The organism is Lachnoclostridium sp. Marseille-P6806, assembly GCF_964238185.1.
GTDB lineage: Bacteria > Bacillota > Clostridia > Lachnospirales > Lachnospiraceae > Brotaphodocola.
Window position 1 is genome coordinate 237,038 of record NZ_CAXSLG010000004.1, and the last position, 22,973, is coordinate 260,010.

Consider the following 22,973-nt stretch of genomic DNA (forward strand, 5'->3'; position numbering starts at 1 on the left):
CGTTTTGAGAATATGGGAGACGAGCTTTGCTATGGGACTCTGCTTTCAAAAACGAAGTCAACAGGCCCTGCCTCAGCATGGGACGGGGTAGAGTCCCATGCGAAGCATAGTGATAACAAAAGCTATTCTTACGCGGACTTTGATTATGAGATATGGAAAGTGGCGGCACAATGGATGCCAGGTATTTTTTTAGATTTCATGCGAGGCTCAGAACCTGTCTGTTTTCAGCTCTCTATTCCTATAAGAAATGCAGGAAAGGATCAGGAGTGCAGCGCCGGAAACGATCATGCTCCACTGGAGAGGGACTTTATCAGCCAATGCGCCAAATACCATCATGCCGGCCGGATAACAGACGGAATAGAGGGAATTCATAAGGCCGAAGACACGTCCTGTCATGGATGCCTCTGTATTTTTCTGTATCATAGCAGTAAGGGCAGTTTGTACGATGGTTAAGGCAACTCCGTACAATACCATGAAGAGAAGATATAAGGGAAAATGGCGTACAAGGCCCATAGCCGCTGCCATAGTTCCAAACAAAGTCAGTCCGGCTGTCAGGGCGGTATTGTAACAGGTATTATGTTTCCAGAAGCTCAGGATCAGACCGCCTGCCATCATGCCGCCGAAGCCGGCAAGCTCCACTGCAGTCAGGTACCAGTAGGTATTTCCGTAGACCCGGCTTACATAAAGACCGGACAGATACCCGGCAGGTACTGTGAAAAAGAGAAACAGGCTGTAAATAAGCAGTGTTTTGCTGATTGTTCCAGAGGAGCAGGCATAGCAGATGCCGACGCTGATTTTGTCCAGCGGGAAAGACGGATCCTCCTGGTTTTTCTCTGTGGGAAGAGAGAGGCTGCACAAGATTCCCATACCAAGGATGGCAGTGAAAATATCAGCCATGAGCGTTGTCCTGAGAGAATATGAGGTCATAATAAGAGCGGCAGCAGCAGGCGCAGTAAGCTGTACAAAGGACTGCATGGCAGAATAAATCCCATTGTATTGCATCCGGTGTTCTTCTGGGACAAGCTGTGATACTGCAGCCTGAACAGCAGGATTCTGAATACCGGCGCCTGCAGCGCGGAGAAAAGACATCAGCAGCAGGGCGGTAAGAAATACAGGCTCTGATGAGAGATGAGGCATGAGCAGTATCATAAGAAAGGTGACAGCGGCAATCAGTCCGTCAGAGACAAGGATCAGGTGTTTTTTGTTCTGGCGATCTGCCATTACTCCCCCAATAAAAGAAATGAAAAACTGTGGGAGATAAGAAAAAACGGAAAAAGCAGCAATCCACCCGCCGCAGTCAGTCTGTAAAGTGATATACCAGAGAACAGCCATTTGTACAAGCTGAGATCCAAACAGAGTGATGGACTGACTGATAAAAAATAACAGGATTCGTCTTTTCCAGCTATTCTGCGATTTTTTCATGGGAATCCTCCTTCTGCGGTTCCGGCGAATATACAAAACGCTGTGTGGGATAACCGAATTCGACCAACAGCTCTCTTTCTGCAAAACCCAGCTGTTTCAGCAGACTGCGATAGCCGGTATCAGCTTTATCTCCTTCCCGGTAGGTGGTCATGGCAATCTCCTGTCCCGGAAGGATTTCTTTTAAAAGCATATCCAAAAACAGCTTTTGAATGCCACGGTTCCTATATTGAGGGTGAATGCCTAAAAATTCAATGGAGCAGGGAGAGAGGGAGTATGCCAGGGCTCCAATCAGAGTTTCATGATGTTTTAAAATAAGGCCGCGTTTTTCCTGGATGCATTTTGTTATTTCTTTTAAATAGTCGTCCTCATTCATAACCGGATATCCGTCGATGACAAGACGCATCAGCTCCATCCAGGCTGGAATATCACTTTGTCTGGCAAGGCGAATGTCATCTCGGGTAAACTCTTTGGATTCTGTGTTCCGGCACAGGGTAAATCGGAGCTGCAGAGGATAAAATTCCTGGTGATATCGATATTCTGCAGGCGTGATTTTATACATAGATTTAAAAGCGGAAGAAAAGGCCTGTTGGCTTTCATATCCACAGCTCAGTGCAATTTCCAGAATGGATTTTTTGGAAAAAACTAAAAGCTTTGCGGCTTCGGTCAGCTGACGGCGCTGAACATAATCGTGAATGGTCATCCCTGTTGTGGAAGTAAACATGCGATGCAGATGATATTTGGAATAATGGGAATCCAGGGCAATGGTTTCCAGATCCAGTTTGCCGTCCAGATGATGTTCAATATACTCAATCACCATTTCTATGTTAATGACAGTTTTGTTTTCCATTGATTTTCTCCTTTATAAGATATCATACCAGAAAATATCATATCAGAAGTCCCCTTTTTTTGTTTTCATAATTCTTGCGGTTTTCTATTAAAAGGAATTTGACAAAGAGAAGGTGTTTTTTTTCTTTTTTGCGCAAAAAAGTCTTTTGATTGACTATTAAATTAGATTATATTATGATAATAGAAAACAACAATAAAAAGAATCGCAAAAATAAAAGATACATAAAGAATAGTTAGAAAATAATTAAGAAGGAGTGAGATACATGGATAAGAATCAAACGCTGAGACAGAGAATCCAGGCTGCATCAGGAGCAAAGAAAGCAGAACTGGTGCTGAAGCATGCTTCCATTGTAAATGTATTTACCTATGAACTGGAAACGGCAGATATTGCCATAGAAAAAGGATACATTGTAGGGCTTGGTCAGTACGATGGGGAGAGAGAGGTAGATCTGAAGGGAAAAACGGTCTGCCCCGGTTTTATTGACGGCCATATCCATTTAGAGAGCTCGATGGTCTCTCCGGCAGATTTTCAGCAGGCAGTCATGCCTCACGGCACAACAGCTGTTATTACAGATCCCCATGAAATTGCCAATGTGGCAGGAACAGCGGGGATTGAATATATGATGAAGTATGCAGAAGTGCTGGATCTGGATGTTTATTTTATGCTGCCGTCCTGTGTCCCGGCAACAGATCTGGATGAATCTGGAGCAGTGCTGAGGGCTCGGGAGCTTCGGCCTTTTTATGAGAGGAAGGAGGTTCTCGGTCTTGCAGAGATGATGAATGCCTTTGGAACCGTACAGGCCGACGAGGCGATTTTGGATAAGCTGGCTGATGCGCGGGAAAAGGGGCGGCTGGCAGATGGACATGCGCCGTTTCTTTCCGGAAGAGAGCTGAATGCCTATGTGACAGCCGGAGTGGTTTCTGACCATGAGTGTTCTCAGTGGGAGGAAGCCAGAGAAAAGCTTAGCCGTGGACAGTGGATTATGGTTCGGGAAGGTACGGCAGCCCGAAACCTCAATGCTCTGATGCCGATGTTTCAGTATCCATACTGTGAACGGGGACTTTTGGTAACTGATGATAAACATCCAGGCGATCTGATTCGTCTGGGACATATTGATTATATTATCAAAAGGGCAGTGGAGCAGGGGGCAGATCCCATTCTTGCTATTCGTATGGGAAGCTACAATGCGGCGCGGTATTTTGGACTAAAGGACAGGGGAGCCATTGCTCCCGGCTACCGGGCAGATTTGGCGGTTCTTTCGGATCTGAAAACCTTCCAGGTTGAACAGGTATACAAGGATGGCCGTTTGGTGGCAGAAGATGGCGAATTTCTGGGGGAAAAGCCCCATCGTCCTATCCTTCTTCCGGAAATGGAAAAGAGAGTATATGATTCCTTCCACATGCCCCAAATCAGGCTTTCGGATTTGGAAGTGAAGGAAACAGGAGAGAATCAGAAAGTCATTTGTCTGCAGGACAATGAACTTCTGACCGGAGAAATGATTGTTCCCTGGAAAGAAAAGGAAGGATATGCGCCGGGAGTGGATTTGGAGAGGGATATTATAAAAATGGCTGTATTCGAGCGCCATCACGAAACAGGACATATGGGACTGGGATTTTTACATGGATATGGACTGAAGAAAGGGGCTGTAGCCTCCAGCATTGCCCACGATTCCCATAATCTGATTGTCGTCGGAACGAATGACGCGGATATGGTTCTTGCAGGAAATTGTGTGAGAGAAAACAAAGGCGGTCTGGCTATTGCCGTAGACGGAAAGGTACAAAAAGCTCTTCCTCTTCCCATAGGAGGTCTGATGACAGATGCACCGGCAGAGGTGGTGGAGCAGGAGCTGCAGGAGATGAAGGAGCAGCTGAAGGAGATGGGAATACCAGATACCATTGATGCTTTTATGACGCTGGCTTTTGTCAGCCTTCCTGTAATTCCAAAGCTGAGACTGAATACTTTTGGGGTCATTGATGCGGATGCCCAGACTGTGGTAAAGGCAGTTTTCTGATACCAGTTTTGTTTCTATTTTCTGTATTTTTTGAAAAAATCCTGCAGCAGGAATGAAAATAAAATCCTGCTGCAGGACTGATTTCTGAACATCGATCCATTCTTTTATTCGAAAGCTTTCTGATAAAAAATCTTACAGGGCAAAGACCGAAGAGACTTAGTCAAGTCCAGGGCCTCTTGATACGCCGCCGGTAGGCGAGGATACGGTGCTTCCGCCGTTGACATATCCAGGACCTACAGGCCCCAGACTTCCGCCGGGTCCCTGAAACTCAGAGGAACCTGGTCCGTCAGGTGTCAGTGGAAGCGGAATGGAGGTGTGTCCCGGACATTGCTCGGTTGGCAGAGCGTATGGGGAATCGTCGGTAGTTCCATTTGCATCTGCAGGAAGCGCGATCCGGATGAGAACGGTGCGCGGGCAGCTGTCTCCTGGCAGCAGACCGGTTTCTGCACAGACTGTAGCGCGTACATGAGTATTGCACATCTCAGAAGGAACCGTGCCTTTGGCAAAATACTCCGTATAAACGGCATTACCGCGGGGATCCTCTGTGCAGACGCCTGGGATAGCCAGCTTTCCGGATTTGCGGCAGATCTGAGCAGTCTCTACACTGTCAGGAATCGTAAAGCCTGGATCGCTTAGATTTTCATGAACCCTTGTCATAATATTGCGCCAGATGTTCTTGTGGAAGGAGGTTCCGCCGTTTTGAGCCGTCAGCTTCTGGTTGCTGTCACAGCCTGCCCAGATTCCTGCTGTATAATAGGGGGTATAGCCCACAAACCAGATATCATTATTTTTTGAAGTGGTTCCGCTTTTTCCTGCATTGGACATGCCGGGGATATTGGCTCTGGCACTGGTGGAATTAATGGAGCTGCCGAATTTCCGGTTGGTTTCCATAGATCCAGCCATAGCGTCTGTCAGAAGGAAAGCAGTGGAATCCTTCAGTACCCGGTGGGTTTCCGGCTCGTTGTTAATCAGGATTTTGCCGTCATGATCCAGAATCTTAGTGAAAAATACCGGTCTGGTATAGATTCCCTCGTTGGCAATGGATGCATAGGCGGCAGTCAGTTCCAGGTTGGTAGTGCCGTGGGTCAGACCGCCAAGAGCCTGAGATGCACCCAGATCCTGAGAGGTCAATGTAGTAATGCCGAAATTTTCTGCATATTCCAGACCGAGCTGCGGGCTGACAGTTTCCATCAGGCAGCGGACAGCGACAATGTTCATAGAGTAAATAATTCCGTCCCGGATACTGGAATATCCCGTGTATTTCTGACCATACCAGTTGTTAAAGGTTTTATTTCCGACACTGTAAACAGAATCGTAATAAACGGTTCCTAAGGTGGCTCCGCAGGTGTCCAGAGCCGGAGCAAAGGCGCTGATCACCTTGAAGGTGGAGCCAGGCTGTCTCGGGGTGTTGGTGGCGCGGTTCAGAGTCAGATTCGCTGTTTTTGCGCCTCGGCCGCCGCTGATAGCTTTTACATAACCGGTTTTCTGATCCATAAGGACAAAGGAAACCTGGGGCTGAAGAATTTTGGTCAGAGATTCCCCAATAATAGTATCATCTTCCTTCAGAAGCCATGCCTTGTAGCTGTCTACATCAGCCTGCACCTCTTCTTCGCTGTCATAAAGCCCGTCATGGGAATCGCCCAGAACATTTTTATGCCAGCTTTGCATATCTCTCTCAGAGTAATGCTCTGTGGTACCGTCTCCATGAGTGATAGAAAGGCGGTATTCTGCTGAGTACCGTTTTGCGGTATAATTGTCCGGATTGTTGACCTCTTCATCTACAATTTTCTGAATCGCTGGATCCTGAGTAGTATAAATCTGCAGACCGCCGCTGTAAAGGAGGTTATGAGCCTGGGTTTCTGTGTAGCCCAGCTTCTCCATCAGAGTGTCCTTCACCTGCTGAGTCAGCTCGTCCGTAAAATAGCTGTAGGGAGTAGAGGTGGCTTTGTAGGTGGTATCAACCGTCTGTATTCTGGAATAAACGTCATCGGCCAGAGCCACTTCCTGTTCCTCCTTGGTGATCATTCCCTGATCAAACATATACTGAAGAATGGTTTTGCGTTTTTCCGCATTGGCCTCCTGGCCGCTGATGGGATTGTACTTGGAAGGGTTCTGGGTAATGCCGGCAATGACCGCGCACTCAGACAGTGTCAAATCAGACACTTCTTTATTAAAGTACCTTCGGGCGGCAACCTTCACGCCCAAAGCATTTTTTCCAAGGTTAATGGTGTTTAAATAGTTGGTAATAATCAGCGTCCGATCCATGGATTTGGTAAGCTGAACAGCCAGATACTGCTCCTGAATCTTTCGTTCCAGCTTGGCGCCAAAGCTGGTTTCCATGCCGCCGTTAAAGACGTTGTTTTTAATCAGCTGCTGGGTAATGGTACTGCCGCCGCCTCTGTTCTCACCAGTCAATACGCCTACTGCTGCACGGGAAATAGACCGGAGATCGATTCCGTTGTGGGTCCAGAAACGGGAATCCTCAATAGCTACAAAGGCATCAATCAGATCCTGAGGAAGCTCGTCGTAGCTGGCCTCTTCCCGGTTGGAGCCGGCCATGACCAGGGTATCTGTCAGGTTTCCGGCGCTGTCATAAACAGTAGTTGCGTAACCGGTGGGGACGATACTGTCCACGTTCAGTTCTGGAGCGCTGTCAATAATGCCCATAAACATGCCTGCACCCATACTGACAGCTACGATCAGGCAGAAGGTACACAGAATCAGACAGGTTTTAAAGAAAGTAAGAAAAACCCGGGTGGTGTATTTTCTGCTGCGGGAACCGGCAGCCTTTATTTTTTTTTCGGTTGCTTTTTTTCCGTAATTCATTTCGGATGTCCTCCTTTGGAGATTATCGCCAAAAAATCCAGTTATTATTATACCAAAAATGGGAATGCCTTGCAAGAATCTCTGATTCCTGTTATGATGGAACCGGCAGTAATCAGTATGGCCGGACAGAGAGAATTTTAGAAAATCTCCGGAAAAGGAAATTCTGCCGTATAAGAGGGAAAGGAAGGATTGCCATGAGGGAGAGCTGCAGGATTCTGTATCGGGGCGGTCAGGGAGAACTGACAGAGAAAAAATCACGGTTTATCGCCAATACCAGACCGGTGGAAAGCGAAGAGGAAGCCATTGCATTTATAGAAGAAATGAGAAAAAAATACTGGGATGCCAGACATAACTGCTCTGCCTATGTGATCGGCACCAAGGGACAGCTGCAGCGCTGCAGCGATGACGGGGAGCCGGCCCAGACAGCAGGACGTCCCATGCTGGATGTTCTTCTTGGAGAAAAGGTCTGCAACATCTGTGTAGTGGTGACCAGGTATTTTGGCGGTACGCTGCTGGGAACAGGAGGCCTTGTACGAGCCTACTCCGGAGCCGCTCAGGAAGGACTGAAAAACAGCGTTATTGTGGAAAAAAAGCCGGGAGCGCGTATCCGGGTGGAAACAGATTATAATGGAATCGGAAAAATTCAGTATATAGCCGGACAGATGGGGCTTCATACTCTGGATACGGAGTATACAGACAAGGTTGTGATGACACTTCTGGTTCCGGACGAAGAGATTGGAAGCTTTACGGCGGCGGTGACAGAGCGGACTGGAGGAAGGGCAGGAATAGAAACAGAGCAGGAGCTGTACTACGGAAGGGCAGACGGGGAACTGGTTATTTTTGAAGAATAGGAATTTAAAATAGAAAAAACAGGAAAACCGCAAATTTTGCCGGATTTTAGAGAAAACTGCTTGCAATCTGGGAAGCATAATGTTATATTAGTAAACTGTGAATGAGACCATGAGCTAAGGATAATCAAAGGATCCTTAGCTTTTTTGAAGAAAAAGAAAGAAGAGATTTGTATTATGAAGATGAAGAGAGAAGACGTGAGAAATATCGCAATCATCGCCCATGTAGACCATGGTAAAACAACCATGGTAGATGAGTTGTTAAAGCAGAGCGGTGTGTTCCGTGCCAACCAGGAGGTTGCAGATCGGGTGATGGACTCCAACGATATTGAGCGTGAGCGCGGTATCACCATTTTGTCAAAAAATACAGCTGTTTTCTATAAGGATAAGAAGATTAATATTATTGATACACCAGGACACGCAGATTTCGGCGGCGAGGTTGAGCGTGTTCTGAAGATGGTAAACGGAGTTATTCTGGTTGTAGACGCTTATGAGGGTCCCATGCCTCAGACAAAATTTGTTCTGCAGAGAGCGCTGGATCTGGACCTTTCCGTTATTGTCTGCATCAATAAGATTGATCGTCCGGAAGCCAGACCTAATGAGGTTATTGATGAGGTTCTGGAGCTGTTTATGGATCTGGATGCATCGGATGAGCAGCTGGACTGCCCGTTTATTTTCGCATCTGCAAGAGCCGGTTTTGCCAAAAAAGAGCTGGAGGATCCAGAAGTGGATATGAGTCCGCTTTTTGAAACCATTGTGGATTATATTCCTGCACCAGAGGGAGATCCAGATGCAGACACTCAGATGCTGATCAGCACAATTGACTATAATGAGTATGTAGGACGTATCGGTGTCGGAAAGATTGATAACGGTTCTCTGAAGGTAAACCAGGAATGTATGATTGTAAACCATCACGATCCGGATAAAAAGCGCAAGGTTAAAATCGGAAAGCTGTATCAGTTTGACGGTTTAAACCGGGTAGAGGTAACAGAGGCAACGGTAGGCGATATTGTTGCAGTATCCGGTATTACGGATCTTCATATTGGAGATACCATCTGTTCCGTGGAAAATCCGGAATCCATTCCGTTCCAGAAGATTTCCGAGCCGACGATTGCCATGAACTTTATGGTAAATGACAGCCCCCTTGCAGGACAGGAAGGTAAATTCGTTACTTCCAGACACATTCGTGAACGTCTGTTTAGGGAACTGAATACTGACGTCAGCCTGCGGGTAGAGGAGACAGAGTCTCCGGACTGCTTTAAGGTCTCCGGAAGAGGCGAGCTGCATCTGTCTGTTCTGATTGAGAATATGCGCCGCGAGGGCTTTGAATTTGCTGTCAGCAAGGCAGAGGTGCTTTATAAAACAAATGAGAGAAATCAGAAATTAGAGCCTATGGAGATTGCCTATATCGATGTTCCGGAGGAGTTTACCGGCGCTATTATTCAGAAGCTGACTTCCCGTAAGGGAGAGCTGCAGGGAATGAGTCCGGCAAACGGCGGCTATACCCGTCTGGAGTTTTCCATTCCTTCCAGAGGTCTGATTGGCTACCGCGGAGAGTTTATGACCGATACCAAGGGAAATGGTATTATGAACACCATTTTTGACGGCTACGGTCCTTACAAGGGAGATTTAAACTATAGAAAGACAGGTTCTCTGATTGCTTATGAAAGCGGCGAAACCATTACCTACGGTCTGTTTAATGCCCAGGAACGCGGCATTCTGTTTGTAGGACCGGGAGAAAAGGTTTACGGCGGTATGGTAATCGGACAGAATCCAAAGGCGGAGGATATTGAGGTAAATGTCTGCAAGACCAAGAAGCTGACCAACACCCGTTCCTCCAGCGCCGACGAGGCTCTGAAGCTGGTTCCCAAGAAGATTATGAGTCTGGAGCAGTGTCTGGAATTTATTGACACGGATGAGCTTCTGGAGGTAACTCCTACCAACCTGCGTATCCGTAAGAAGATTCTGGATCCGACCATGCGCAAGAGAGCTGCAATGAAAAAAGCGTAATCAAAAGGCAGAAGTTTGCAGAAGACAGCCTGAATGAGAGGCCATATAGAAAAGAAAAAGTGCTGCAGAAGAAATCCGGAGGGATGAGGCTGCAGCACTTTTTTGCTGCAGAAGGCGATTTTTCCTGACAAAAGTATTTCTCAAAAAGGAAAAATAAAGTCTGAACGGGACAGAAAATTTGTCAGATGACCACCTTTTCTGGAAAATAATCGGGGAGCAGGAGGGAAAACAGGGAGAACTGTCAAAATAAGACGATCAGATCTTTACATAAGAGTACTTTCCCTTTCATAAATATACTATTGGCAGAAAGCTAAAATGTAAAAAATGAGGAGAGAGAAGTACTATGTCAGAAAAAGTAATTGAAAACAACAAGGTAAGTGTGATTGGAGAAATTATTTCCGGATTCACCTTCAGCCATGAGGTCTTTGGAGAGGGATTTTATATGGTGGATGTAGCGGTGAACCGGCTCAGTGAAAATGCAGATATTATTCCGCTGATGATATCAGAGCGCCTGCTGAATGTGCGGGAGGATTACCGGGGCTGTACCGTGGAGGCAATCGGACAGTTTCGTTCCTATAATCGTCATGAAGGCATAAGAAACCGTCTGGTTCTGTCTGTATTTGTCCGTGAAATTCATTTTATGGAGGAGTTTACAGATTATACAAAAACAAACCAGATTTTTCTGGACGGCTACATATGTAAGACGCCAATTTATCGAAAAACGCCGTTGGGAAGAGAAATTGCAGATCTTCTGCTTGCGGTAAACCGTCCTTATGGAAAATCTGATTACATACCCTGCATTGCCTGGGGAAGAAATGCAAGATTTGCCTCTAGCTTTGAGGTGGGAACACGGGTTCGCATCTGGGGCCGGGTTCAGAGCCGGGAATATACGAAAAAACTCAGTGAAACCCAGTGTGAAAAGCGAGTGGCTTACGAAGTATCCATAAGCAAGCTGGAATGCACCGATGTGGAAGAATCGATGCAATAGACTTGCAAAAAAGAGGGGAATGTGGTAATATATCCAAGCTATACATAGACAGACCAGTTCAGATAAATATGAATGAGGTGCAGAAAGATGAACACAGGAAGAATCGAGGTAATCTGCGGAAGCGATGGTTCAGGGAAGACTGCTATGGCTTTTGGAAAGGCACTTTATGCTTTGAGTCAGCAGAAGCAGGTGATTGTGATTCAGTTTTTAAAAGGCTGTGGCAAACGGCAGGACAGCCTGGACATTTTCAAACGTCTGGAACCGGAACTGAAGGTATTCCGTTTTGAAAAGTCCGATCATTATTATGAGAGTCTGACTCCGGATGAGAAGGAAGAGGAGTGCTGCAATATCAAAAACGGACTGAATTATGCCAGAAAGGTTTTGACAACCGGCGAGTGTGATTTGCTGATTCTCGATGAGGCTCTGGGCCTGGTGGATCAGGGAATTGTTACTGCAGAGGAGCTTCTGTCCATGACGGACTGCCGGGATGAGGCAGATGTGATTTTGACAGGAAAGGTGCTTCCCCCGGAGATTCAGGAAGCGGCAGACAAGATTGAGCAGGCTGTCGTTCTGTGAACCCCTGAAAGATTTTTCTGCAGCACTGCTGCAAAATCAGATCTGAAAGAAAGAAGAATTCCACGTGAATAAGGGAATAAGAAAAGTATTGAAAAAAGTACTTGCTTTCCTTGCGGGATTCTATTATGATTAAAGATAGTGACGTGCGACTGGCGGATAAGTGGGGAACCACAGGGGAGCACGTATCATTTTGTCAGAGAAATGCGCAGAGGCGCATTTTGAGAACAGACATGCCGACCGCCTGGGCGCCATATTTTTTGTGGTACCCAGGCGGTTTTTTTCTTTTACAGGAAATTGTGTCCTATGAAAGAAAAACCTTCCGCATCCTCTTTGGTTTTATGGGAAAGAACCACAAAATGACATGAATCGGAAGAAAAAGGGAAAGCCCTTTGCAGAAAGGAGAAAAGAGATGAACAAATTATCTCTGGAACAGGAACTGAAAAACAATGCTTATCCGGGAAGAGGAATTATTATCGGAAAAACTCCGGACGGAAAAAAGGCAGTTACGGCTTATTTTATTATGGGCAGAAGTGAAAACAGCCGTAACAGGGTGTTTGTAAAGGAAGGAGAGGGAATCCGCACAGAGGCCTTTGATCCGGCCAAGTTAGAGGATCCCAGCCTGATTATTTATGCACCGGTTCGTGTACTGGGCAATAAAACTATTGTAACCAATGGCGATCAGACAGATACGATTTATGAGGGAATGGATCGGCAGATGACCTTTGAGCAGTCTCTGCGGAGCCGTGAGTTTGAGCCGGATGCTCCAAACTACACCCCACGGATTTCCGGTATCCTGCATATTGAGAATGGAACCTATAATTATGCCATGTCTATTTTAAAGAGCAATCACGGAGATCCTTCCGCATGCAGACGATATACCTTTGCTTATGAAAATCCGGCAGCAGGAGAAGGCCATTTTATCCATACCTATATGCACGACGGCAATCCCCTGCCCAGCTTTGAGGGAGAACCCAAGCTGGTAGAGATGATGGACGATATGGATGGATTTACAGAGATGCTGTGGAACAGCCTGAATCCAGACAACAAGGTTTCCCTGTTTGTACGCTATCTGAACATTGCAGACGGTACTTACGAAACAAGAATTGTCAACAAAAACAAATAGGAAGATTCCACGCCCGATGCTTCTTGTCCAGTGTAGCGGGCAAGAAGCTGCATGGCTGAATGTTATATTCTGACAGGAACGAGCGGAACAGAAGCCAGGGAAAGGAATACAGGAAAATATAGTGAAACCAGAAAAGGAGAAGAACAATGAATGAAATGGAATTAAAATACGGCTGTAACCCCAATCAGAAGCCGGCTCGGGTTTTCATGAAGGATGGAGGAGAGCTTCCCTTCCGGGTGTTAAGCGGACGTCCCGGTTACATTAATCTTCTGGATGCATTTAATGGCTGGCAGCTGGTCAGAGAGTTAAAAAAGGCAACCGGTCTTCCGGCAGCTACCTCCTTTAAACATGTTTCCCCTGCAGGCGCGGCTGTAGGTCTGCCTCTGGATGAGACGATGAGAAAAATTTACTGGGTTGATGATATGGGAGAGCTGTCTCCCCTGGCAAGTGCATATGCAAGAGCCAGAGGCGCAGACAGAATGTCTTCTTTCGGTGACTTTATTTCCCTTTCTGACGTGTGTGACGCTGATACAGCGCGTCTGATTAAGCGCGAGGTTTCTGACGGCGTGATTGCTCCGGGATATGAGCCGGAGGCGCTGGAAATTCTGAAATCCAAGAAAAACGGAAATTACTGTGTCATTGAAATCGATGAAAACTATGAGCCGGATCCCATTGAGCGCAAGCAGGTATTTGGCGTATTTTTTGAGCAGGGAAGAAACAACCTGGATATCAATAAAGAGATGCTTGCTAATGTGGTGACTGACAATAAGGAGATTCCGGATCTGGCAAAGATTGACCTGATTATTTCTCTGATTACCTTAAAATACACTCAGTCCAATTCTGTATGCTATGCAAAAGGCGGACAGGCTATCGGTATTGGAGCAGGACAGCAATCCCGAGTACACTGCACCAGACTGGCAGGGCAGAAGGCAGACAACTGGTATCTGCGTCAGGCACCTCAGGTGCTGAATCTGCAGTTTGTAGACGGCATTAAGCGGGCGGACAGAGACAATGCGATTGACGTATATATCGGTGATGAATACATGGATGTTCTGGCTGACGGCGTATGGGAAAAGACCTTCAAGGTGAAGCCGCCGGTATTTACGAAAGAAGAGAAGCGCGCATGGTTAGATGGTATGACCGAGGTTGCTTTAGGCTCCGATGCATTCTTTCCATTTGGAGATAACATCGAGCGTGCCCATAAGAGCGGCGTAAAATATATTGCTCAGCCGGGCGGTTCTGTGCGGGATGACAATGTCATTGAAACCTGCAATAAATATGGAATTGCTATGGCATTTACTGGAATCCGTCTATTCCATCACTAATCGAAGGAGTGTCCCCATATCTAAAAAAGGGACAGGACTGTTACAAAAAAGGAGCAGAGCTGAGGCAGAAACTGGCTATCAGCTTCTGCTCCTTTGCAGATCAGAGGAGGAACAGGGCTTTGATTGCTGTTAGACATATCTGCGATTTTGAAAAAAGGGGAGGAAAATAGGCAGAAATATCTTAAATATTCATAAAGATATTAAAAGTGTATAAAGACCGGCAATTAGATTGCAATTTATCTGAAAAAAAGATAAAATGAGTTATATCCGCATTTCATCAGAGAGGATATTCTGGAGAATTGGACGGGAAATACACAGGAGAGGATGGGGAAAGCATGATACAAAATCCTTTTGGCAGAGGGCCTTTTGGAAATGGTCCGTCGGGAGGAAATCCGATGAATGGTGAGAATCCGTTTGAAGATTTCCTGAAAAAAATAAAAGAAGAGGGGGAACGGCTTCAGAACGAGGATCAGAAAGAAAAAAAAGAGAAAAAAGAGAAAAAAGAAAAGAAGCAGCCGGAGCCGGAACGCTTCGACTCCAATGGCAATCCAGTGAAAAAGAAACGCCGGGCAGCCCGTGGGGCGGGGATTGTGCTGGCAATTGTGCTTCTGGTATTTTTAGGAAGCAGCTGTTATTATGTGCTGGATGAGGAAAACTATGCAGTTGTGACAACTCTGGGAAGTCCCCATGCAGAGTCACAGGCAGGACTTCATTTTAAAATTCCCTTTATTCAGAATGTTCGGATGGTATCTAAGGTCATCAAGGGAATGCCCATTGGCTACGATCCTGAGACAGGAGAGAGCAAGCTGGCAGAATGTATTATGATTACCAAGGATTTCAACTTTGTAGATACAGAATTCTATCTGGAATATATGGTAGACGATCCGGTGAAATATCTTTATGCGTCCTCAGATCCGGAGGCAACGCTGAAGATGCTGGCTCAGTCCTACATCCGTGATACTGTAGGTGTGTACAACGTAGATGACGTTATCACTACGGGAAAAGCGGAGATTCAGTCTGAGATTAAAGAAAAGCTGACCAACCGGATGATTCAGGAGGATATTGGTCTTTCCGTTGTAAATATTACGATCCAGGATGCTTTTCCACCTACTCAGGAAGTTCTGAATGCGTTTAAAAACGTAGAAAACGCAAAGCAGGGCAAGGAAACAGCGATCAACAATGCCAACAAAGACAGGAATGAAAAAATTCCGCAGGCAGAGGCAGAGTGTGACCAGATTATTAAAAATGCAGAGGCAGAAAAGCAGTCCCGTATCAATGAGGCAGAAGGTCAGGTGGCCCGTTTTGAACAGATGTATGCAGAGTACAGCAAATATCCGCTGATTACCAAGCAGAGAATGTTCTATGAAACGATGGAGGATGTGCTGCCCAGCATGAGACTCTTTATTGTAGATGAAAACGGCACGCAGAAAATGCTGCCCTTAGACAGCTTTACTGCTGCGGCAGAAGCAGGAAGATCGGCTTCCCGTACCGGGGCTGCTCAGAATTCATCTGCAGGAGTAAATCAGCAGAGCAGTGTATCAGCAGAAAACAGTTCTGCATCAGGAACAGGTGAGGAGGTGGCACAGTGAAAAAGAAAGGTATGATAGCAGGTCTGGCGGCAGCGGCAGCTCTTGTTTTACTGGGCTCCTCTCTGGTTGTGACCTATCCCAATGAATATAAGCTGATTCGTCAGTTTGGTGAGATCGTCCGTGTAGAAGAAAACCCGGGCGTAAGCCTGAAGGTTCCCTTTATTCAGAATAGCTCTTCGATTCCGAAAGCACTGCAGATTTATGATATTCCGCAGTCAGACGTAATTACAAAGGACAAAAAGAGTATGATCGCAGATGCCTTTGTTCTCTGGAAGATTTCCGATCCGGTGCTGTTTACCAGACACTTAAACGGTCAGGTGGCTCAGGCCCAGTCCCGCATTTCTGCATCTGTATTCTCTTCCCTGAAATCTGTGATTTCCAACATGGATCAGGCTGAGATTATTGAAAACAGAAACGGAAAGCTGGCTCAAGACATCAGCAACAATATCGGAAATTCGCTGGACGGATACGGGATCAAGGTTCTGGCTGTAGAGACAAAATCTCTGGATATGCCGGACGACAACAAGCAGTCTGTTTACGAGCGTATGATTTCTGAGAGAAACAACATAGCGGCTTCCTATACAGCTCAGGGTAATTCCTCTGCTCAGAAAATCAAGAACGACACTACCAAAGAGGTGTCTGTGATGAAGTCTAAAGCTAAGGCTGAGGCAGAGAAAATTAAGGCAGAGGGCGAAGCCCAGTACATGCAGATCCTGTCTCAGGCCTATAACGACGAGAGTAAGGCAGATTTCTACAATTTTGTACGTTCCCTGGATGCAGCAAAGGCTTCTTTGAAGAATGGAAACAACACGCTGCTTCTGGATAAGAGTTCGCCGATTGCGCAGATCTTTTATGGATATTAAAGCGCCAGAGACAGCGAACGAAGCAAGGTAAGTTGACACGGAACATCCGGCGATGTGTGGAGAGAAATCCATACATTGCCGGATTTTGCGTTCAAGGAAATATTTCTATGAAGGAAATATTTCTATGCAAAACAGAGCCTTTTGTGCAGAAAAGTATGAGGAGAAACAAAGAGAGTTTCCTGCTTGGATTTCTATGGATTTTGTATCTGAAATGGCGAAGATAATATGCAAATGCAGTATAAATATTGCTGTAAATATGTTATAGTAAATGAAATAAATGCAAAGGCTGAAAGCGTTGAATCGGCGGAAAGAGCAGAGAAAAGGGAAATAAAAATGATATAATACATGATTTTGAAAGAAGAGGAAATTGATCGTAAGCTTTTTTGTGGTTTTATCCGTCATCAGGTTGTTGATCAATGTCTGCGTCGCGAAAATAATAAGTGGGTTGTTCGTTCCGATCCTTTTGTTGATGACTGGACAGAAGAAGACTATCAAACCTTGATTGGCTGTTTACGGAACACAGCACATACGGATGGATTTGTATATGGCGCCTTTCTGAATGATGTACTGAAAGGCTTTGTATCTGTAGAGCGTGGTTTTTTTGGCGGAGAAAATTTATATTATGATTTATCTTCTCTTCATGTTTCTGAGGATATGCGGAGAAAAGGAATTGGAAAAGAACTGTTTCTTGCAGCTGCAGAATGGGCAAGAAAACAAGGGGCAAAAAAACTATATCTCTCATCTCATTCCGCTGTGGAAAGTCAGGCATTTTATCATTCAATGGGCTGTGTGGATGCCGCTGAATATAACCAGAAGCATGTGGAAGAAGAACCATATGATCGGCAGCTGGAGTATGTTTTGTGATTTTTTAGAAGAAAATTTCATGCCGGTATCTTCTGGGTTATGTGTTATGCCTGTATGGGGAAAAACTTAATTTTTATGATTTTCAAAAAAATCGAAAGAGAAAATGAACACCATTGTGACTGTGATTACAAGGAAATAGGGTGATACGATGTGGACAGGATTTCCATAGCTTAGAGACGTATTCGTGGAACGCAGTGGAATAAAACAGCGGTTTATAGCAGAATAGAAGAGATGAAAAGGCGGTAAAATATGGCAAAAGCTAGTCACTATTATTATGACCAGTTAAATAAAGAGCAACAAAAGGCTTACTATGCAATGAAAACAGGTTTGTTAAATCTTCAGGACTCTTTTGCAGTGCCAATGGTGTCTAAGAAGGAATTGTCGGATATTTATTTTATGCTTCGTATGGATTGCCCGGAGATATTTTATTCGGTGACATTTTCCTACAGGTATTATGCGGATTCTACAGCAGTGGAGATGATACCAAAGTATCTGTTTTCAAAGGATAAAATCAGGGAACACCGGCAGGCAATGGAGTCAAGAGTGAAAAAACTGACCCGTCAGGCGGCAAATTTAAATGAGAAAGAGAAAGAACTTTTTATCCATGATTTTATTGCAGAAAATGTAAAATACGATAAGCTGAAGAAGGAATATTCCCATGAAATTATCGGAGCTTTGGGGAATGGAACAGCTGTCTGTGAGGGAATTGCAAAAGCAGTGAAAATTCTCTGTGATGAGCTGAATATCTGGTGTATCATTGCGCTGTCGGAGGCAAATCCGGACAAGGGAATCAAGTACAGGCATGCCTGGAATGTAGTTCGAATCGACGGACAATATTATCATCTGGATGCGACATTTGACAACACACTTTCAAGAAACAATCTTATACGATATGACTATGTGAATTTGTCGGACAAGCAGATCTTCAGAGATCACGAGCCGGTCATCTGGAAGGTACCGGTCTGCAGTGATTCCGATCATTTCTACTATAAAGAAAAGAAAATCTCCTGGACAACGATGGATACCGTGCAGAGTCGGACAAAGCAGGCAGTAAAGAAGGGAAAAATACTTTTATTTCACTGGAGGGGCGGATATTTAACAAGGGAGGTTTTGAAGGAGCTTCTGGAAATATTCGACAAAGAAGCACAGGCCAGAGATAAGAGGGCCTATGTTTCTGTCAACTGGCCGCAGGCCGTACTGCAGGTACGGTTTGAAGATGGAATCGGCCAGGAACAGGTGGAAATGGAAGAGGCAAATGAAGGAGAGAAGGAGTAGCAGTGGAAGGAGGCATTTATATGTTAAAAAAGGCTTTTTGGGTTCCTTATGAGGACAGTACAAATTACCCAACTCTTGGAAAAACCATAGAAGCAATTTCAAAATATTGTGAAGAAAATGGTGAGACTTGTACATTTATTCATGATGATGAAGTTGAGATAAATGGAAAACGATATGAAATCTATCGTGGCTATGAAAATGGAAGCAGGGGAAATTATGGGATTAAATGTAAGGAAAAATGAATTTCAACAGGTAATGAGCATCTGCTTTTACATGACTTCACAATATTAGGAAACATGAAAAGATATAAAAAGCTTTGAAGAGAGCCAATATGAAATAATCATTATAAGAGACAGAATATAATTCGGTCTCTTTTTGGCATTACAATATTATAAAGTACTCGTGTCCGATGTCACAACAGAAAATTATAATGTGATAGTTGGCAGGCTATGCATTAGCGATTCGAGATGAACTGGCGGATGTAATCAAGATAAATTCTTTTAAGGCACAGATGAAAGATATTATTGAGTACCGTACGATGGAGTATTACCGGAGGCGGTATGTGGAGAAATGTGGGGAATCTGAATCATGATGATGCAGAGAAAAACAGTCAGAAAGAGGTAGGTATAGCTTCTAGGAAATCGACAAATGATGGAAAAAACAAGCGAAAATAAGCGTAGTTATACTAAGTTGTGGTTAAAATGCCTCTGTTGTGGAAATGCCGAAAAGTAGCGTAAAATTAAGGAAAATCAAGCATTTATAAGGAGTTTTAGATATATGATAAAAGTACTATTTATTTGCCACGGCATTATTTGCAGAAATCTCTAAAATCCACTGTAATATCAAGATTTTTCAAGTTTGAAGGTGGTGCTACTACACCACTACTACACCAGAGAGTCTCGATGTGACAAAAATTTTGAAATCGAGGTCAAGCTTATGAAAAACAAAAAGAGTATCAACAATATGAACTATGTGCTGGTTGGAGATTACTACATCCCGGATCTGAAGCTTCCCCACGAGGAACGCCCTATCGGAAAATATGGGTGGATGCACCGAGAGTATCTGAAGGAGTACAATCCAATGATGTTCAATGATTTGGTTCTGGACGGCCAGCTCTGGACTTACCTTGCCGATTTGAACGAGCAGGCACAGGGGCGTTTGTCCCTGATTGTTGAGCAAATGAAGGTTACTGAGGGTGTGACAGAGAAACTGAAAGCAGCAGACCAGATGGCATGGCTCGGAGCTATGAACAGTATCCACAATCGAGCGGAAGAGATTGTATTGAAAGAAATCGTATATAGATAATGCCTTGCCGGACTTCCTTTTCGATGGAGTCCGGCTTTCTATATCCAGAAATCGTAATCCCCTTGTCGGCAAAAAATAATAATTAAACTCGAATACTATTGATATTTTTGCCGATGATGTGGTATACTATGTAATAGATTAACGTAGTTTTTTGATGAATTTTATGGTGGAGGATCATAGATGCGATATCTTTCAGTTGCTGAAATAGCGAAAAAGTGGGATGTGTCAGAGCGTAGTGTCAGAAATTACTGCGCCCAGGGACGTGTGAATGGTGCGTTTCTTACCGGTAAGACATGGAGCATTCCGGAAAACGCAGAAAAACCGGAGCGTACCAATAAAAGAAAAGAGGAGCCGATTACTCTGTTGGATATCCTGAAAGAACAGAAGGCAAGTAAATACTCCGGCGGGATCTACCACAAAACACAGATTGATTTGACATACAATTCCAACCATATAGAAGGAAGCCGACTGACGCACGATCAGACTAGATATATCTTTGAAACCAATACCATCGGTGTAGAAAAAGAAGTTCTGAACGTGGACGACGTGATTGAAACAGCAAATCACTTCCGCTGCATTGACATGATCATTGATCATGCAAAAGCAGCGCTGACGGAAAAGTTCATCAAAGAGCTTCACTTGGTTTTGAAGAACGGCACCAGCGATTCCAGAAAAGATTGGTTTGCTGTTGGCGATTATAAGAAACTTCCGAATGAAGTCGGTGGCATGGATACCACCCTTCCGGAAGAAGTTGCCGATAAAATGAAGGCCCTGCTGACGGAATATAATACCAAAGAAGAAAAAAACTTTGAGGACATTCTGGACTTTCATGTGAAGTTTGAGCGGATTCATCCGTTTCAGGACGGCAACGGTCGTGTAGGCAGACTCATTATATTCAAGGAATGCCTGAAATACAATATCGTTCCGTTCATCATTGAGGACAATCTGAAGATGTTCTATTACCGTGGATTGAAGGAATGGGACAATGAAAAGGGCTATCTGACCGATACCTGCCTGACCGCACAGGACAAGTATAAAGCATATTTGGATTATTTTAGGATTGGATATTAAGCAAGAAGTGAGGTACAGCTATGTCGGCAGAAAAGAACTGGCAATTTGAACTTGAAGAATATATCAAACAAGGCGAGCCCGGTCAAATCGAAAAGAGTGAAGCGTGGCAGACTGCAATCGGCTTGCAGGCGGTAGATGGTTTGAAGACCTCCGCGTATCTGTTAGATACTGCCAAGGAACATATCGAGGGAAAAATCAGTATTGATGAAGCGCAGAAACGCATTCAGAGCTATTATGAGCAGCGTACTGATCGTACAGAAGTTGAGAACAATACCAAGGAAGCAGATATTGTGTCCGCAAGAATAGCGAAGCTGTTGGGCGAGAAAGCATTTCAGTTTTCTCCGGCTGAATGGCTGACGATTCATCGCAGACTGTTTGAGGGCGTGTTTACCCATGCCGGTCAGATTCGCCAGTATAATATTACAAAAAAGGAATGGGTATTAAAAGGCGATACCGTCACCTACGCAGCGTGGAACAGTATCAAAGACACGCTTGATTATGATTTTGCAACGGAGAAACAGTATTCTTATGAAGGCTTATCCGTGGAGCGTTGCGTAAAACATCTTGCCAAGTTTGCTTCGGATATTTGGCAGATTCATCCGTTCTGCGAGGGCAACACCAGAGCTACGGCTGTTTTTATGATCAAGTACATGAAAATATTCGGATTCAAGGTAAACAAAGATGCTTTCGAAAAGAACTCTTGGTATTTCCGTAACGCTTTGGTAAGAGCAAATTACAACGATCTGCAGAACGGTGTTCATGCCACTACAAAGTTTCTGGAAATGTTTTTCAGCAACTTAATTCTGGGAACGGAATACGAGCTGAAAAACAGATATATGCACGTGGACTATGTTGAGGACAATTCCCAAAGTGTCAATCCTAAAGTTCCAAAGTCTCAATTTGACACTTTGGAATGCACTTTAGAGGAACTGGCGGTTCTGGAGCTGATTTACAAGAACCCATCGATCAAGCAAAAAGAGCTTGTGGATGAGACCGGAAAATCTCTTAGCACTGTTAAGCGAATTATGGAGTCCTTGCAGAAAAAGGAATATATTCGCAGAGTGGATGGAAAAAGATATGGAAAATGGGAAATATTGATTTGAATAAGTATTAAGAAAGAGGAACTGCACCACATTTGTTAGACAGTATGGTATACTATCTAATAAGTGAGGTGCAGTTCATAATTGCGAGGGATTTAAGGAGGCAAAGTCTATCAAAAGACTTTGTATTCTTTCTTTACATAGCGTTCAGAATGAAGGTGTAATCAGTATCGTTAGATACGGATTCTGTGGGGATTGAGGATACTTCCCAACAAGCAAAAAGCATTGCGGGTAGCACCGATGCCCTGCTTGCAGAAGAGTGAAAAAGGTTTATTTAAGGGGCTTATAAATGATTTACCATCTTGATTTTATTCGCAGATAGGACTATAATTAGCTTTGATAGAATAGTTATCATGGACGTATTATAGATATACTGTGGAGGAATAGATGGAATACTTATCTATAAGCCAAATGGCTGAAAAATGGGGAGTTTCAAGAAGGCGTATTCAGGTATTGTGTTCGGAAAATAGAATTGAAGGCGCCGTGAGAATTGGATTTGCATGGGCGATACCTAGTGATGCAGAAAAGCCGGCTGATGCACGAATTAAAAGTGGAAAATATATAAAGAAACCGAGAGAGGATTGTGGCAATGATAAAAGTTAAGTGGGATTTAGAAGAGGCGGTTGTCTTGTATGATCTATACTTCAAATCAGGAGCAACATTAAGCGTTGATACTGAGAAGCTTAATGAACTTTCTGCCATTATGAAAAATAGAGCAGCTGTTAAAGGGGGGCAAATAGATGAAAAGTATAGGAATGTTACTGGGTTGACAATGCAAATAGGATGCATTCATTATGTTGTGACAGACGGAAAAGAAGGATTGTCAAATGTAAGCAAGATTTTTTATGAGGCATATGATTTATATAAAAAGGAACCGATGAAATTCAACCAGATGATAGAAGAATTTTATTGCAAATACAAGAGATAAAA

Annotated in this window: 21 protein-coding genes and 1 riboswitch; of the genes, 18 read left to right on the forward strand and 3 right to left on the reverse strand. The window is 44.4% G+C overall.

From position 1 onward, the window contains the following. Positions 1-207: 207 nt before the first annotated feature. Together ACESON_RS07275 and ACESON_RS07280 are read right to left on the reverse strand one after the other, a co-directional pair. Positions 208-1,422, reverse strand: a complete 1,215-nt coding sequence (locus ACESON_RS07275) for an MFS transporter (protein ID WP_373109056.1) — start codon at positions 1,420-1,422, stop codon at positions 208-210. Then, positions 1,403-2,269, reverse strand: a complete 867-nt coding sequence (locus tag ACESON_RS07280; protein WP_373109057.1) for a helix-turn-helix domain-containing protein — start codon at positions 2,267-2,269, stop codon at positions 1,403-1,405. Before ACESON_RS07280 ends, ACESON_RS07275 begins: the two co-directional genes overlap by 20 nt. Before the next feature lie 262 nt (positions 2,270-2,531). Between ACESON_RS07280 and ade the strand changes: the two genes are divergently transcribed. Then, complete coding sequence (gene ade / locus ACESON_RS07285) at positions 2,532-4,280, forward strand: adenine deaminase (protein ID WP_373109058.1); 1,749 nt, start codon at positions 2,532-2,534, stop codon at positions 4,278-4,280. A 156-nt stretch (positions 4,281-4,436) separates the two neighbouring features. On the opposite strand, the gene ACESON_RS07290 is transcribed toward ade, so the two are convergent. Further along, positions 4,437-7,106 (reverse strand): transglycosylase domain-containing protein, encoded by a 2,670-nt coding sequence (locus ACESON_RS07290; protein ID WP_177958953.1) that lies wholly within the window; start codon positions 7,104-7,106, stop codon positions 4,437-4,439. Positions 7,107-7,121: 15 nt separating this feature from the next. On the opposite strand from ACESON_RS07290, the gene ACESON_RS07295 reads away from it, so the two are divergent. The 17 genes from ACESON_RS07295 to ACESON_RS07375 all read left to right on the forward strand — a co-directional run bounded on the left by ACESON_RS07295 (position 7,122) and on the right by ACESON_RS07375 (position 22,971). Then, positions 7,122-7,247 (forward strand): hypothetical protein, encoded by a 126-nt coding sequence (locus ACESON_RS07295; RefSeq protein WP_373109059.1) that lies wholly within the window; start codon positions 7,122-7,124, stop codon positions 7,245-7,247. A 53-nt stretch (positions 7,248-7,300) separates the two neighbouring features. Then, positions 7,301-7,957, forward strand: a complete 657-nt coding sequence (locus ACESON_RS07300) for a YigZ family protein (protein ID WP_373109060.1) — start codon at positions 7,301-7,303, stop codon at positions 7,955-7,957. Between the two features lie 174 nt (positions 7,958-8,131). Next, positions 8,132-9,964, forward strand: a complete 1,833-nt coding sequence (gene typA / locus ACESON_RS07305; RefSeq protein ID WP_177960128.1) for a translational GTPase TypA — start codon at positions 8,132-8,134, stop codon at positions 9,962-9,964. 343 nt (positions 9,965-10,307) lie between these two features. Further along, positions 10,308-10,952, forward strand: a complete 645-nt coding sequence (locus tag ACESON_RS07310; RefSeq protein ID WP_373109061.1) for a single-stranded DNA-binding protein — start codon at positions 10,308-10,310, stop codon at positions 10,950-10,952. 87 nt (positions 10,953-11,039) lie between these two features. Continuing rightward, positions 11,040-11,528 (forward strand): cob(I)yrinic acid a,c-diamide adenosyltransferase, encoded by a 489-nt coding sequence (locus ACESON_RS07315; protein WP_177960130.1) that lies wholly within the window; start codon positions 11,040-11,042, stop codon positions 11,526-11,528. A 135-nt stretch (positions 11,529-11,663) separates the two neighbouring features. Then, a riboswitch (ZMP/ZTP riboswitch) is annotated at positions 11,664-11,782 on the forward strand. A 155-nt stretch (positions 11,783-11,937) separates the two neighbouring features. Further along, positions 11,938-12,651 carry an IMP cyclohydrolase gene (locus ACESON_RS07320; RefSeq protein ID WP_373109063.1) on the forward strand — a complete coding sequence of 238 codons (714 nt, stop codon included), beginning with the start codon at positions 11,938-11,940 and terminating at the stop codon, positions 12,649-12,651. Positions 12,652-12,797: 146 nt separating this feature from the next. After that, positions 12,798-13,976 (forward strand): phosphoribosylaminoimidazolecarboxamide formyltransferase, encoded by a 1,179-nt coding sequence (locus ACESON_RS07325; protein ID WP_373109064.1) that lies wholly within the window; start codon positions 12,798-12,800, stop codon positions 13,974-13,976. 335 nt (positions 13,977-14,311) lie between these two features. Beyond that, positions 14,312-15,565 (forward strand): FtsH protease activity modulator HflK, encoded by a 1,254-nt coding sequence (gene hflK, locus ACESON_RS07330; RefSeq protein ID WP_373109065.1) that lies wholly within the window; start codon positions 14,312-14,314, stop codon positions 15,563-15,565. A gap of 11 nt (positions 15,566-15,576) precedes the next feature. Next, positions 15,577-16,428, forward strand: coding sequence for a protease modulator HflC (gene hflC / locus ACESON_RS07335; RefSeq protein WP_373109094.1), 852 nt, complete (start codon positions 15,577-15,579; stop codon positions 16,426-16,428). A 345-nt stretch (positions 16,429-16,773) separates the two neighbouring features. After that, entirely contained in the window at positions 16,774-17,292 is a 519-nt protein-coding gene (locus ACESON_RS07340; RefSeq protein WP_373109066.1) for a GNAT family N-acetyltransferase, read from the forward strand. A gap of 249 nt (positions 17,293-17,541) precedes the next feature. Continuing rightward, entirely contained in the window at positions 17,542-18,567 is a 1,026-nt protein-coding gene (locus ACESON_RS07345; protein ID WP_373109067.1) for a transglutaminase domain-containing protein, read from the forward strand. A gap of 20 nt (positions 18,568-18,587) precedes the next feature. Further along, entirely contained in the window at positions 18,588-18,809 is a 222-nt protein-coding gene (locus ACESON_RS07350) for a DUF4318 domain-containing protein (protein ID WP_373109068.1), read from the forward strand. 694 nt (positions 18,810-19,503) lie between these two features. Continuing rightward, on the forward strand, positions 19,504-19,872 hold the full coding sequence (locus ACESON_RS07355) for a TnpV protein (protein ID WP_373109070.1): 369 nt from the start codon (positions 19,504-19,506) through the stop codon (positions 19,870-19,872). A gap of 180 nt (positions 19,873-20,052) precedes the next feature. Continuing rightward, positions 20,053-20,943 (forward strand): Fic family protein, encoded by an 891-nt coding sequence (locus ACESON_RS07360; protein ID WP_373109071.1) that lies wholly within the window; start codon positions 20,053-20,055, stop codon positions 20,941-20,943. Positions 20,944-20,963: 20 nt separating this feature from the next. Beyond that, entirely contained in the window at positions 20,964-22,046 is a 1,083-nt protein-coding gene (locus ACESON_RS07365) for a Fic family protein (RefSeq protein WP_373109072.1), read from the forward strand. A gap of 384 nt (positions 22,047-22,430) precedes the next feature. Next, positions 22,431-22,646, forward strand: a complete 216-nt coding sequence (locus ACESON_RS07370) for a DNA-binding protein (RefSeq protein ID WP_373109074.1) — start codon at positions 22,431-22,433, stop codon at positions 22,644-22,646. Beyond that, positions 22,633-22,971: a hypothetical protein gene (locus ACESON_RS07375; RefSeq protein WP_373109075.1), complete on the forward strand. Its 339-nt coding sequence runs from the start codon at positions 22,633-22,635 to the stop codon at positions 22,969-22,971. Before ACESON_RS07370 ends, ACESON_RS07375 begins: the two co-directional genes overlap by 14 nt. Positions 22,972-22,973 lie beyond the last annotated feature (2 nt).